The 14,089-nt window shown below is 38.3% G+C and carries 11 protein-coding genes; 4 read left to right on the top strand and 7 right to left on the bottom strand.

Annotated elements, in window-relative coordinates:
* The first annotated feature begins 3 nt into the window (after positions 1-3).
* Both AC2117_RS05230 and AC2117_RS05225 read left to right on the top strand, forming a co-directional pair.
* Positions 4-1,749 (top strand): GTPase, encoded by a 1,746-nt coding sequence (locus AC2117_RS05230; RefSeq protein ID WP_133972392.1) that lies wholly within the window; start codon positions 4-6, stop codon positions 1,747-1,749.
* Entirely contained in the window at positions 1,746-3,857 is a 2,112-nt protein-coding gene (locus AC2117_RS05225; RefSeq protein WP_133972390.1) for an EAL domain-containing protein, read from the top strand. Before AC2117_RS05230 ends, AC2117_RS05225 begins: the two co-directional genes overlap by 4 nt.
* A 63-nt stretch (positions 3,858-3,920) precedes the next feature.
* On the opposite strand, the gene rpmE is transcribed toward AC2117_RS05225, so the two are convergent.
* The 4 genes from rpmE to AC2117_RS05205 all read right to left on the bottom strand — a co-directional run bounded on the left by rpmE (position 3,921) and on the right by AC2117_RS05205 (position 8,035).
* A complete protein-coding gene (rpmE, locus tag AC2117_RS05220) occupies positions 3,921-4,145 on the bottom strand; it encodes a 50S ribosomal protein L31 (protein ID WP_003650476.1) in 225 nt (74 codons plus the stop codon).
* Between the two features lie 193 nt (positions 4,146-4,338).
* Positions 4,339-5,310 (bottom strand): bile acid:sodium symporter family protein, encoded by a 972-nt coding sequence (locus AC2117_RS05215; protein WP_171459054.1) that lies wholly within the window; start codon positions 5,308-5,310, stop codon positions 4,339-4,341.
* A gap of 134 nt (positions 5,311-5,444) precedes the next feature.
* On the bottom strand, positions 5,445-5,846 hold the full coding sequence (gene gloA / locus AC2117_RS05210) for a lactoylglutathione lyase (protein ID WP_003650472.1): 402 nt from the start codon (positions 5,844-5,846) through the stop codon (positions 5,445-5,447).
* A gap of 2 nt (positions 5,847-5,848) precedes the next feature.
* Positions 5,849-8,035, bottom strand: a complete 2,187-nt coding sequence (locus AC2117_RS05205) for an AmpG family muropeptide MFS transporter (RefSeq protein WP_133972386.1) — start codon at positions 8,033-8,035, stop codon at positions 5,849-5,851.
* 165 nt (positions 8,036-8,200) lie between these two features.
* Here AC2117_RS05205 and AC2117_RS05200 point away from each other — a divergent pair, with 165 nt between their 5' ends.
* On the top strand, positions 8,201-10,819 hold the full coding sequence (locus AC2117_RS05200; RefSeq protein WP_133972384.1) for a Lon protease family protein: 2,619 nt from the start codon (positions 8,201-8,203) through the stop codon (positions 10,817-10,819).
* 51 nt (positions 10,820-10,870) lie between these two features.
* Here the strand turns inward: AC2117_RS05200 and AC2117_RS05195 are convergent, their stop codons facing one another.
* The 3 genes from AC2117_RS05195 to surE form a co-directional block, all read right to left on the bottom strand.
* Complete coding sequence (locus AC2117_RS05195) at positions 10,871-11,800, bottom strand: LysR family transcriptional regulator (protein WP_133972382.1); 930 nt, start codon at positions 11,798-11,800, stop codon at positions 10,871-10,873.
* Positions 11,801-11,901: 101 nt separating this feature from the next.
* On the bottom strand, positions 11,902-12,729 hold the full coding sequence (locus tag AC2117_RS05190) for a peptidoglycan DD-metalloendopeptidase family protein (RefSeq protein WP_133972380.1): 828 nt from the start codon (positions 12,727-12,729) through the stop codon (positions 11,902-11,904).
* 111 nt (positions 12,730-12,840) lie between these two features.
* Positions 12,841-13,611 carry a 5'/3'-nucleotidase SurE gene (gene surE, locus AC2117_RS05185; RefSeq protein ID WP_133972378.1) on the bottom strand — a complete coding sequence of 257 codons (771 nt, stop codon included), beginning with the start codon at positions 13,609-13,611 and terminating at the stop codon, positions 12,841-12,843.
* A gap of 101 nt (positions 13,612-13,712) precedes the next feature.
* Here surE and AC2117_RS05180 point away from each other — a divergent pair, with 101 nt between their 5' ends.
* Complete coding sequence (locus tag AC2117_RS05180; RefSeq protein ID WP_133972376.1) at positions 13,713-14,084, top strand: MCR_0457 family protein; 372 nt, start codon at positions 13,713-13,715, stop codon at positions 14,082-14,084.
* The last annotated feature ends 5 nt before the right edge of the window (positions 14,085-14,089 follow it).

Below are 14,089 nucleotides of genomic sequence, written 5' to 3'. Positions count from 1 at the left end.
GTGATGATGAATAATGCACTATCGGACATTTTTCACAATCAAACCGCACTCACTCGTGAACGGTTAAGCTTTTGTGAAGCCAATATTAAAGATCTTAATGAATGGGTCACTACCCTTTCTATTATGCAACTCGGCGATACGTCAAAAGCATTATTCACAGCCATTTTAGAGCTCAATGAATTAAAATGTAGCGAAACCTTGCGTTTCGATCTCATACAAACGCTTCACCCCACTATTAATAACGTTCTTGCGAGCCTTGAAAAAAACTTTTTTAACCAAGGTGTTATTAGCACAGACCGTAATGAACACATTATTGAATTAGCGATGTTGCTCCGTTGCTATTTTGCCAGTATTTATTTAAATATTGCTAAAAATAGCCATGAGCAATTACAACATCAAAAATTTTCACTGTTTGCCTATAAACAAAAAAAGAATTTGCAAACGGCACGTACTTTATCGACTTTCCATGCGCTGAAACAATTAACCAGTCTCTTATATCAACAACATATGCTCTATAGTGAGCCGGTCAAAGGGCAATGGTTAATTGCACATCAACTCTATGAAACCGCTGTTCAACATAAATATCATCTGGTAAATATTAACCATATTCAGGGTATACATCATCCTCTAGCAAATATTACTCAAGCTTATGCTCAGCTGATTTTGCTCGATATTTTAAATACCAACCAAATTCGTCAGTCAGAAATTCAGGCATTATTTCAATGTAGCTTTGACTGGGCAAGAATGATTCATATTTTGCCGAAAGATACAGCATTAACGAAATATGTGGTCGACCCAAGTAAAGATCATCCACCAGTTTATAACACCAAACGCAGCTCTAACTTTAGCCCAAGCATTTTTATAGGCACACAGGCTTTACTTGAGCATGTCACTGCAACCATGCATAAAAATGCGCAATATATTTCCAAGAATGAAAAGTTTTATTTAAGCCCAGCTTTAAAGTTTCATGTTCAAACTATTTTAGGTACTACGGCTCAACGTCGTCATGAGCGGTATGAATATAATGCAGAGCTACAAATTTGTTTTGGTTTAAGTACGGCTCATTTCTATCTATCGAAAGCAAAAAATTTCGAAGAAACGCTACAACTGAACAATAACTACAACTTACAAAGTGAGTCTAAAGTTTTATCCAATTTAGAGAAAAAAGAACAACAAACGACATCCTATCAACGCTTAAGTCGTGAAACTAAAACCATTTATCAAACCACTGTTCTCGATATTAGTGTCAATGGATATCGTATTAAATGGTCTGGGGAAGCACCGAAAAATCTAAGAACCGGTGAATATATTTTAGTTAAAGAAACCTTGCATGGACAATGGCGTGGCGGGGTCATTCGCTGGATTAAACAGTCGACAGAAAAAAGCCTAGAGTTAGGTTTAGAGATTTTGTCACAGGCCATGTTCCCTTGCGCAGTGCATATTCAAGCTGAGCGTCATACGCGCAATTATCATCCTGCACTATTACTACAAACACAAAATTTAGAAGAAATACAAAACACATTAATTTTACCGGGCTCACAAATTTTTAGAGAGCAACAAACAATTCATTTACGATTGGGGACAGAAGAAATCAAAGTGTATCTACTCAAAGCACAACTCATTACTCAAAGTTTTATTCAATTTCATTTCGAACTTTTGAATGAGCAGCAACAAGGCCTGCTTGATCAGTTCATGATGAAAAAGGGTAATAACTCTAGCAGTCAAGATTTATGGGAAGCACTAAAGTGAGAAACTCTTTATTATCTAAAAAGTTAAAACGTACTGAAACACGTTTACTCATTATTGATGACAACCAGCTACGTTATAACCAGATTTTAAATTTATTATTGGGGAATGATTATCAAGTTCAGGCATTATTACTTGATGATTTAAAAAGTTTTGAAAAACAGCTAAATACGCCTTGGGATGCTATTATTTTTGGTCGTGCTTACGACCTAAAAATTGAACAAACCCTCTCCCTTATTCAAGCATCTGAGCAGCCACATTTACCTGTTTTGTTATTGCAACCTGAAGACTATCAACCTCAGCAATATCAGACCTATATTCATAAAGGTATTTATGATGTCGTTCCATTAGAACCATTAGATTATTTTTATATCACGCTTATTCGGACCTTGTCGTATAGCCACTTATTGCAAACCGAGCAACGCCTGACCAATGAACTAGAGACTATTCACACTCATACACAAACATTGGTCAATAACAGCCATAAAGCTGTCGCCCTCTTTCAAGAAGGCATGCACGTTAAGGCAAATACAGAATACCTCAACCTTTTTGGCTTTAAGCAAGAAGAAGAGATTATTGGCCTGCCGATATTAGATGTTTTACAACCCAATGATTTAAATATTTTTAAACAAAGATTTAAGAAGATTTCATTAGGTCAATTTGATCAGGCGCGTTTTGAAATCCAGAGTCAACACGCAGCAATTTCAGGTAATAATGCTTTAAAACTTGAATTTATTCCCAGTCAGGAAGAAGACGCCGTACAGTTAACCATTGACTATCAACTGGATTTACAAACACCTGCAAACACTGTTTTTTCTGAAAAGAGTTATGGGTTAATTACACCTTGGCAACAGATTAATCGACAGCTATCATCCCACCCTGCTCAAGCAAATGCATTGGTTTTATTTAGATTAAGTCAATGCCCAGAACGTGTATTTCAACTCGATTGGCAAACTCCTGGACAATATTTTAATCAGCTGCAAAGTTTCCTGAAAGAACAGGCACAAATGCCGATTTTCAATCTTGAACTTGGGGCATATCTTGGCGTTTTGCAAGCCGAAAACAGTACAGTCCTTAATTCCCAATTGGCGAGTCTGCAAAGTTTGCAAAAAGAGCATTTATTAGCGATTAATGAGCTTAACTATTCGATCCAGTTTAAGCTGAGTTATGCCCAAATTACTGAACCTTTAGATGAAGCTAGTTTTGCAAAGCTACTTGATCAAACAAGTCAGCAAGAGTTACCTAAGGCGAAATCAGAAATTGAGCTAGCGCCAACCATCGATATTATCTCTCCTGAGCCTGCCAACTCTTCTATATCGCTTGATCTAAGCCTTCAGAATGTTGATGCTCCTGTGCAAGCCTCTTTATTGCAACAATTAAAGCAACAGTTAGCACGGGGTGAAATCCATTTAAAATATCAGCAGATTTATGATAAGCATGATCAAGAAACCCATAACTACGAAGTGACTAGCGGTTTTATTGCAGATGAACAGTGGCACAATTTAAACGATTTAGCTGCATTAAGAGATGATAGCGAACTTTCTATTCAATTAGACCGTTGGATCTTGGTTGAGGCTAGTAAGCAGCTACATAATTTTATTACGCAGTACCCGAAAGCTAAACTGATTATTAACTTGAATATTGATATCTTACTTAAAGATAAATCATTCCCTGAGCTGATTTCCAAATTACTCACCATTATTGGGAGTAAGCAAGAAAGCCCATTGGTTTTACAATTTTCAGAACAAGCGATTCAGCCACATCTTGCAATTGTGCAGCAACACATAGCTCGCCTACGTCAACATGGCGCGGAGATTTCAATTCGGGATTTCACATCTTCTATTTATAGTGAATCGATATTGCAACAACTTGATGTTCAATATTTAAAATTGCAATCGAAGAAGACCGAGCTATTAAACTCAGACGCTGGTTTAGCGCAATTACAAGAAAAGGTTTTGAACTATTTGACTGTAAAACCAGTAGGGATTTTGCTTGCCGATCTTAATGATATGAATTTATTTGCAAACGCCTGGAATGTAGAAGCACGTTTCTTACAAGGCCGCTATTTCCAGAAAAAACTTGATCGATTAACAGACGTACAAGACCAATAATGGTCTTGTCGTTCACAAACAAAAAACGGGCATAAAGCCCGTTTTTTGTTTCGTTTTGCAGTATTAACGCTTGATAGAGCGAGACATACCAGAAAAACGTTGTTTGAATTTGTCGATACGACCACCAGTGTCTACATTCTTTTGCTTACCAGTGTAGAAAGGATGACAAGCTGAACATACGTCAAGGTAGATAGTGTCTTTACCTAAAGCAGAACGAGTTTCGATTACGTTACCGCAAGAACAAGTTGCTACTAATGTTGCATATTTTGGGTGAATATCGGCGCGCATCGTCGATTACTCCTAATTTAGAAAGGCTTAAGCTGCCATCGCAATTGATCACTCTCAACTAAGTTGAGGACAGGCTCAAATGAGCAGATCAACACCACAACAGACCATTCTTTTGGCCCACCGAAACCTCTAGGGTTAGAGCTAAGCACAACAAGTGGACAAGATTATACGTCAAATAATTTTTATTTGCGAATTAATCTTTAGATTTAGCCCAGTAATTTGCAATTACCCCACAAACCATTAATTGGATTTGGTGAAAGATCATAATAGGTAACACAATCATGCCTAAAGGCTGGCCAATAAATAAGATTTGCGCCATCGGCACACCACTTGCCAGCGTCTTTTTTGAGCTACAAAAGAAAACCGTGACTTGATCTGCTCGGTTGAATCCCAAAACACGTGGTAGATAAAGTGCTAATAGCATAATGATGGTTAAAAGAACTGAACAGGCAACCGTTAGAATAAGTAAGGTTTTCCAACTTACCTGATGCCAAAGCCCTGCGACTACCGCCCCACTGAATGCACCATACACCACCATCAAAATTGAGCCTTGATCGAAAGCTTTAACAATACTTGGAACTTTTGCCATATAGGGAAAAATATAAGGACGTAATATTTGCCCTAAAATAAATGGTACTAATAGCAACAATGTAATTTGTATAATTGAAGCAGTCGGATCGAACCCATGTTGGCTTTGGCCTAAAATAAAAAAGCTCACCAACACTGGTGTAATAAACATACCAATTAAATTTGAAAAAGATGCACTACAGACCGCTCCAGCCACATTCCCTTTTGCAACTGATGTAAATGCAATAGAAGATTGAACCGTAGAGGGTAAAAAGCACATAAACAAAAAACCCCAGTACAGCTGTTGACCTAATAGAGGTAACAGAATCGGCTTAGCCAACAAACCAATCACTGGAAAAACAAAAAAAGTAAATGCGAATACAAGTAAATGCATTTTCCAATGCAAAATGCCTTCAATTACAGCCTCACGAGACAGCTTCGCACCATGCAAAAAAAATAATATTGCAATCGCGACTGTGGTGAGTGTATTGAAATATTGCGCTGCTTGACCATTGACTGGAAAAAATGTTGCTAGCAATACCATTCCAACCAACAAAATTGTAAATCGATCAAGTGCCAATAACTTCAACATAGCCACATCCTATGATTATTTTAGATAAATAAAAAACCCAGTTGATAAATTGACCATTCGGTCGGATATTCATCATACTGGGCTCTAAAAATAAAGCTAGACTTTTAAGACCTAAATCTTAAATCGTCCAAGTCATTTACTTAGTTATTTCTTGCATCAGCATCTTGTTGAATCAACTCGATTTTATAACCATCTGGATCTTCAACAAATGCAATAACCGTTACGCCACCTTTCATTGGACCAGCTTCACGAACGACTTTACCACCACGTGCTTTAATTTCTTCACATGCTTTATAGGCATCATCAACGCCAATAGCAATATGGCCATATGCATTGCCTAAATCATAACTTGAAGTATCCCAGTTATGAGTGAGTTCAAGCACAGTATTGGTTTCTTCATCACCATAACCAACAAATGCCAGTGTAAAGCGCCCTTCTTCATAATCACGCTTACGAAGTAACTTCATTCCTAATACTTCGGTATAGAACTTTAAAGATTGTTCTAAATTGCCTACTCGCAACATTGTATGAAGCATTCGCATGTTTATTCACCTGCCTTTTCTGATTCACGTGTTTGATGATCTTTTAGAAGTTTTCCAACCCAAACCACTAAAATCAAGATTGGAATACCAATAAGAGTAGTCATCAAAAAGAATTTTGGATATCCAATATTACTGACAATGGTACCTGAATATCCACCCAAAAGTTTTGGTGTGAGCGTCATGAGTGAACTAAAGATCGCATATTGAACTGCTGTGAACGACACGCTCGTTAAACTTGAAAGGAATGCAATAAATGCGGCACCCGCCAAGCCAGAAGCCAAATTGTCGACAATAATGGCAAAATAAAGCCATAAAGAACTGTATGGTTTAATTACCTTTCCGCTAATTTCAACTGATTGACCTGAAAGTGGGTCAACGTAAGCTAGGGGTTCAATATTCACACCTAATTCACTTGTCGCTTTTAGATTTGAATTCACGACATAAGGATGGGATGCAGAAAATATTTTATGCTCGCCTTCTACTACAGCTACATCAAGCTTTTTACTGGTCGATGCAACTAATTTTTTCGCATCAATTGCTGCACTAAAAATACCTTTTTCATCTGACATTTTTGCATCAAAATTTTGTCCATCAAGACTAATTATGATTTTTTGTGTAGGGGTTAAAGCTTGCCCGAAGTATTGCCCTCGAATCACAATACTTCTTTCGCCTTCTTTCAAATAGATTTGATCATTACCCATGATCGGTAAAATTTGTAGAGGTGATTTGGCTAATTCAGTCGTGAGTAATGGTTGAGTACGAGTCACAGGTGCTACACCATTTTGTGTGGCATAAGCAGCTTTCACCTCAATTTGCTTCACCCCATTAAAGCTAGAACTTGGTACTGCAAGCTTCCACAAGCCTACTTCATCGGGCTGAACTTTATAGCTTTGCTCACCAACTTTTACATCAACTACATCTAATGGCTGTCCAGATTTTACCAGTCCAATAAAAATTAAATTGGTAGAACTTGCCAAAACTGCACCGACAAACATAAGCTTCATAATGTTTATACGCTGTGCTAAAAGGCCACCTAAAAAGCCGCCTATTAAACTAAATATCACTCCATAGATTTTGACTGCTTCGGCAATTTGTTCTTTGCTAAAGTTAAGATCCTGATAAAAAACATTGGAAATAACACCTGCAATAATGTCTGAAATACGGAAGAAACCAATGAGGAGTAATAAGACTAATGCAAGTTTGACACCATAACGTTTAAAGAAATCTAGAATTGGTGCAATCCATGTCTCTTTAGCCATTTGCTGGTTAACCACACCAAATTTAACCAGTAAATAGCCCACAAAAATGGCACAAGCTGTAGCCGTTAAAAATCTTAAAGCTTCTAAACCAAATAATGCCGCGTTGTCTTTTATACTTCCAGCTTGCGAGATTGCATCTGTTATCTGTCCAGAATAAATATAGGTGACTACAAATGAAATAACCGCAACAAAAAATACAAACACCAAGCGGTAATAATCACTACTCTTATAGTTTTTATAAACACGATTTACCTGAGGTTCACGAACGAGTAACGTCGTTACAATACCGACTAACATAACCCCTGCCATGGTTAAATAAGTCATTTTCCAAGCTTCGTAAATGTAATTACCTTTAGCAGTCCCCAAATGCGCAGCTAGAAATAATGCCCCCGCTCCTGCCACGATCATTCCGATTCGATAACCAGCATTATAGGTAGATGCCAACACTGTTTGCATTTCTGTTTCTGCTAATTCAATACGGTAGGCATCAATTACGATATCTTGTGTTGCTGCTGAAAAACCAAGCAATACCGCACCTACTGCCATTTGCACCAGATAGCTCTGACCTAAAGCTGGATCAGAAAAAGCCATGATACAAATAGCAAGGACAATCAAACATTGCGCAATTAACAACCAAGCACGTCTGCGGCCTAGTATCTTAGTTAAAACAGGTACAGGTAACTCATCAATGAGAGGAGCCCAAACAAACTTAAAAGAGTAACCTAGAGCCGCCCAACTAAAAAAAGTGACTGCACTTTTATCAATACCTGCCTCTCCGAGCCATAAAGAGAGACTTGAGAAAATTAATAAAATTGGAATTCCGGCAGAAAAACCAAGAAACAGCATAATCAATGCACGGCGATCTAAAAATGCTTTAAAAGCCGAGACCCAACCCGAAGCTTGTGTGGTCATTCGTTTTTTATTTTCCATAAATTATAAATGTGCCTATTCAAACCCTTCTTACAATTGCTTTCAAGATTCTTTATGCAAACATTTTGGGTTTGGCGATAAAAACCGCAAGTTTGCTTGATATTTTATGCTAAACCTGTATACCTTTAGGCCTCAACCTTCGTTTTCTTTTGCTGGATATCAACAGTGACACAAAAACTTGATCAAGTGACTATTTCAACTTTATCACTCGCTAAAACAAACACCACAAACGTCACCGTAAATGCATTTCCTTCAGCTTTTGAGAAACCTGATATAAAAATGACCTTAGATAAGACCGTTTTAAAACCTGAACAACTGACACATATCCCAGATTTTGAAAAAATCCCAGCTTCGACAAAACGCATCAAACCTCTTAATAATTTTTTAGGTCAAGATCGTGCAAAAGCATCTGTAGAGGCAGGGATTTCTTTGCCCTACTCAGGCTATAACATTTTTGCTGTAGGAACTGCTGGTTTAGGCAAACGTACCATGATCAAACGTTTGTTACAGCAGCACGCTAAAACAATGCCAACACCTGATGACTGGGTGTATGTCTATAATTTTAAACAAGCACGTCAACCTATTGCCCTACGTTTTCCAGCAGGTCAAGGAACTAAGTTTCAACAGGCACATGATCAAACTTGGCAAATTATTTTAAAACAACTTGAACGCCGTTTTAGTGCAGAGACTTATCATAACCGTATTGAGCGCATCCGTCAGGAAACAGGTGATGTACAACAGGAAGCACTTGTTGAACTGACTAAAGAAGGTGAAGAACTCGATTTAAAACTTATTTCTCGTAATGAGAAACACGGTTTTGTACCCGTACAAATTAAAGATGATCAAGTTCAAGAACTTACCCAAACAGATATTGATGCGTTAAATAGTAAACAACGCGCTGAAATTGCTGCCAATATCCGTTATATGGATAAAAAGCTGGATCGCCTTGGTCTACATTTGGGTGATTTAGAAGATGATGCACGTGACAAAGTGTCTGTGTTAAATCGGGATATTGCAACGCAAGTCGTTATACCAAGAATGGATCTTATTTTAAATAAATATGGTCAGGTTAAAGGACTCGAAGATTACTTAAAACAATATGCTCAAGATATTATTGATAATGTTGAACTGATTTTAGAACAAGAGGAAGATGATTTTACTCCATCTATGTTCAATCGTGTTCCTGCACGTTATCAAGCCAATGTGATTGTTGCAAATAAACCAAATAGTGGCGCTCCTGTTATTTTTGAAGACTTTCCAACACACTATAATTTACTTGGTCACGTTGAACAGCTCACCCATAACGGCACAATTATCACAGATTTCACCTTGATTCGTCCTGGTTCATTGCATCAAGCCAATGGTGGCTATTTAATGCTTGAAGCTGAGCAGCTACTAGAACAACCATATGCTTGGCAAGGTTTAAAACGCGCTCTTAAATCTGGGCAGCTTAGATTATCATCACTCGAACATATGCTGACTTTAACCGGTAGCATTTCGATTGAACCTGCTGCAATTCCGCTCGACATTAAAGTGATCTTAATGGCTGAGCCTGAAATTTATTATGAAATTTTAGAGGTTGAACCGGAACTTGGTAGTGTCTTTAAAATTCGTGCAGATTTTACCGATACTCTTCAACGTAATGAATCGAATGAACAAGCTTATATGCAGTTGATTGCTGACTATGTGCAAGCCGATAAATTATTACCATTTGATCGTAGCGCTTTAGCAGCTTTACTCACTGATTCTAGCCGCCAAGCAGAAGATCAAAGCTCATTATCATTACATGCATCTACTCTAGGTGACCTTATTCGGGAAGCGCACCACCATGCGTTTAAAGCCGAGGATAAAATCGTCACTGAACAGCATATCAACCTAGCTCTACAACATCGACAATATCGCTTAGGCTATTTAAGAGAGCTTTACTGGCAAGATCTTTCACGTGGTACACAATTAATCGAAACGTCAGGATACCGTTTAGGTCAGATCAATGCCCTCTCTGTTATTCATTATGCAGATGTTGAGTTTGGTTTGCCTTCACGTTTAACAGCATCTGTTTATCAAGGTGGCGGTGATATTCTTGATATTGAACGTAGTGTAGAACTTGGTGGTTCACTTCATGCTAAAGGCGTGTTGCTCATGTCTAGCTTCTTGAAAGCTCACTTTGGCCGTGAACAGATTTTACATTTCTCCGCTGCGCTGGCATTTGAACAGAGCTATGGTCAAGTCGATGGTGACAGTGCCACTGTTGCTGAACTTTCAGCGTTGATTTCTGCGATTAGCCAGATACCAATTGATCAATCATGGGCGATTACCGGCTCTATGAACCAATTAGGACAGGTTCAGCCAATTGGCGGCGTAAATGCAAAAATTGAAGGCTTTTATGATGCATGTAAATTACAAGGTTTCACCGGTAAGCAAGGTGTCATTATTCCTCGTCAAAACATGCAGCATTTAATGATACGTCAGGATGTTATTGATGCTGTTCGCAGCGGTCAATTCCATATTCATGCGATTGATACGATTGATCAGGCACTTGAAATTTTAATGGCTCGTCCAGTTGGTGCACTCGATAAAAAGGGTAAATACAGCAAACATTCAATTTATGCAGCAGTGATGGAACAACTTGAATATTGGCAAGCCATTGAAGATGGTGCTGAAATTGAAGAAGAGCCAAAAAAGAAAAAGAAAAATAAGAAAAAAATTAAGAAGCATGAAGAACTTACTGCTGACGATCTGCCACAAGAAAATGCAGAAGAAGTTGCCACATTAAAACAGAAGTAATAAAAAAGGGCCTGTAAAATGCAGGCCCTTTTTACTTGTAGACTTGCAAAATTAACGAACGATCTGCATCGCTCGTCCGCCAGCCAACTGGCTAAAATATTGTTTAAGTGCCTCAACACAACGTTGAATTTTCATCGGTTGTTGATCGTGCTTTGCGGTCTCTGCATATAAAGTAAAAGCGGGAAGTTTCCAATCAGGAAGAATCTCAATTAAAGTACCAGCCTTAAGCTCTTTTTGAGCATCTAAATATAAAATTCGGGCAATACCATGTCCTTGCTGACATAACGCTTTCGCAACTTGCAAATGATTACTTTGCAAACGACTTATCATTTCAATATTTAATTTTTCACCAGTTTTGGCATGTTGAAAATTAAAACTACGTGATTCGCTCATTGCATTGATAGAAAGCAACTCATGATTGTTTAAATCATTTGGATGCAAAATCGGGCTTGATTGATTGAGATAGCTGGGAGAGGCCACCATAATCTGATCGACAAAAGCCATCGGAATGACAGAGCTACTCTCTTCTACCTGAGTAGAACTCATTCGTACTGCAATATCAATTCGCTCTTCAATTAAATCAATATAGCGATGCCCAACCTCGAAATGCACAGATAAACCGCGATGAGCTGACATCCAGTGAGATAATGCAGGAATGAGGTGTTGAACTGCTAAATCAGGAGTTGTTGCAATACGCAAATCCCCGATTAAGTCATCCCTCAATTCATTAATTCTGATTTTTCCCCTTTCAGCAGCCGCCAACATTTCTTGACAGCTTGAAAAAAAAGCCTGTCCGGCTTCTGTTAAACTAAGTTTACGAGTGGAGCGATGTAATAGAGTTACATCCATTTCATGCTCAAGGGAGCGAATTTGCTGGCTCACCGCACTTGTTGTAATTCCTAATTCACGTGCCGCACCACTAAATGAACTTTTTTCAACCACACAAGCAAAAACACCCATCGCACGAAGCTGATCTAACATAGGTTTCCTCAAATCTAATTTTAAATTTATAAAAAATGCTTATTGTTGTAATGAAAGCAACCAATTACATTATACGAGGAAACCTAGTTTTTTTGCATTAGCTATTTTGGTAAAAGATTTATAGGATTAATCGGTTTTCCATCCAAACGAATCTGGAACTCAAGCATGACCTGAGATGCTCCAGTAGACCCCATTTCGGCAATTTTTTGTCCAGCAGTTATATTATCACCACTTTTCACCAACATCTTGCTATTGTGAGCATACGCACTGATATAACCATCAATATGCTTAATTAAAACCAGATTTCCGTATTCTTTTAAGCCATCAGCTGCATAGACAACTTGTCCATCGGCTGCGGCATAAATAGGGTCACCTTGATTTCCACCATAACGGATTCCCTTGACATTATTTGCCAAATTAAACCCTTGAATTACTGGCCCATTAGTCGGTTTTATCCAACGTAAGCTCGAATTTGGTGCAACCGAAGTTACGGTAGTATTCGTTGATGGTACGGTAGTTGAAGGCTGAGTTACTGGAGTAACAGGCTGTGTTGTTGGTAAAGCAATGGTTTGACGCTTAATTTGCTCAGGTTGCGCCATGACTTGCGTAGATACCGTTCTTGGTGAAGAACCTTTCTTCAAACGTAAAGATTGATTGACATAAATACGATATGGCGCAGGAATATCATTCATTTCGGCAATACTGATATAGTCCAGACCATAACGCATTGCAATACCACTTAAAGTATCACCTGAACGAACCGTGTAATAGTTAGGAGCCATTGCATAGCGAGAACTATTATTAATTTGCGGTTTAGAAGCACATCCAGCCATAGCCACAGTAAAACCTACAGCTACAGACAACAGCATAATTTTCATTATTTTGTCTTTTTGGATATTCACTCTGCTTTGTTGCCCAATTAAATGCATTGATCTCCCTCACTAAATGCTACAAATCATTTCGGCTAAGAGTAACAAAAAAGTAAGAGGAAACACGTTCCTCTTTTTCTTTATTCACAAAGTTATAACATTCGAGGCAAATTATTGACTCAAACTTAGCTGTAGGTCTTCTAAAACAGCATAATTTGTTGCGTCCATCTGAATTGGGGTAACACTTACATATCCATTGGCCACTGCAAAAAAGTCAGACTGAATCTGGCTTAAGTCAGGCTGCGGATCTGTAACTGCCTCGCCCGCTAACCCAATCCAGTAAACTTGACGCCCTCGTGGGTCGACATGACTGGTAATAGGTTTAGATTGAGCACGGCGTCCCTGATAGGTAATTTGTGCCCCTTTTAACTGTGGCACATCAGGAATATTAATATTAAAGATATGTCTTGGAGGCAGAGCTGGCAGTCCGCTTGCAATAAAATCATGAACCCACTGAGCAGCCTGAGCATAATCTTCTTTATTGTTATAAGCGCGCACATCTGGGCCAGCTAAAGAGACAGCAATGGCTGGTTGCTTCATTAAACGCCCTTCAAATGCGGCACCTACTGTTCCCGAATATAAAACATCATCACCTAAGTTTGCGCCACTATTGATCCCACTTACCACCAAATCAAATTCGAAATCAAACAAACCATTCATGGATAAATAAACACAATCTGCTGGTGTACCATTCACTGCCCATACATCTTCGGCAATTTGAATTGGGCGCAATGGTCGATCTAATGTTAACGCACTTGAAAAACCGCTTCTTTCACTTTCTGGTGCAACCACAACCACACGGCCAAGTGGTTTTAATGCTTCAGCTAAAGCTTGTATACCGGGTGCAAAGATACCGTCATCATTCGCAATTAAAATATTCACTAAAATCTTTCTCTACAAATAAACCTAAAGGTTTTCACAATTGAATTATTCGTTGAATTATATATATTTATGCCTCCATAGCATTATAAAATTGTGAAAAAATGAAAACTTTCGCTCCTTTTTTTCAGGTATTGGGGATCAGTATCACATTGTGTACGCAAGCTGTTTTTGCGGATGAGAATATCTCAACACAAGAGGCTGATAGCTTAATTAAAGATGACATTGCCGCAACGCAAGTTTTGCAGGAAATCTGCCCAGCTTTCGTGGGAACAAATAAAAAACTTGAGTCAAATACTCAAAAAATTATTGCGATGTATCTAAACGGTTATTCAAATAAATCAATTACTCTCACTACCCTACAACATGATGCAGAGTTTAAAACCTTGTTAAATGAAGCACGTCAAGCTTCAAAACAAATGGACCATCATGAGCAACATGAGCTTTGTGAGGAGATCGTCAATTATAAAGAATAGATCTT

Source organism: Acinetobacter calcoaceticus (genome assembly GCF_900520355.1).
GTDB lineage: Bacteria > Pseudomonadota > Gammaproteobacteria > Pseudomonadales > Moraxellaceae > Acinetobacter > Acinetobacter calcoaceticus_C.
Note: the sequence above shows the minus strand (reverse complement) of the source record. Positions and strands in the feature narration are given on the sequence as shown.

Excerpts from the sequence above, each read along its gene's own strand:
- AC2117_RS05230 (WP_133972392.1), top strand. The coding sequence starts at position 4 with ATGATGAATAATGCACTATCGGACATTTTTCACAATCAAACCGCACTC.
- rpmE (WP_003650476.1), bottom strand. The coding sequence starts at position 4,145 with ATGCGCGCCGATATTCACCCAAAATATGCAACATTAGTAGCAACTTGT.
- gloA (WP_003650472.1), bottom strand. The coding sequence starts at position 5,846 with ATGCGAATGCTTCATACAATGTTGCGAGTAGGCAATTTAGAACAATCT.
- AC2117_RS05205 (WP_133972386.1), bottom strand. The coding sequence starts at position 8,035 with ATGGAAAATAAAAAACGAATGACCACACAAGCTTCGGGTTGGGTCTCG.
- AC2117_RS05195 (WP_133972382.1), bottom strand. The coding sequence starts at position 11,800 with ATGTTAGATCAGCTTCGTGCGATGGGTGTTTTTGCTTGTGTGGTTGAA.
- AC2117_RS05190 (WP_133972380.1), bottom strand. The coding sequence starts at position 12,729 with ATGCATTTAATTGGGCAACAAAGCAGAGTGAATATCCAAAAAGACAAA.
- AC2117_RS05180 (WP_133972376.1), top strand. The coding sequence starts at position 13,713 with ATGAAAACTTTCGCTCCTTTTTTTCAGGTATTGGGGATCAGTATCACA.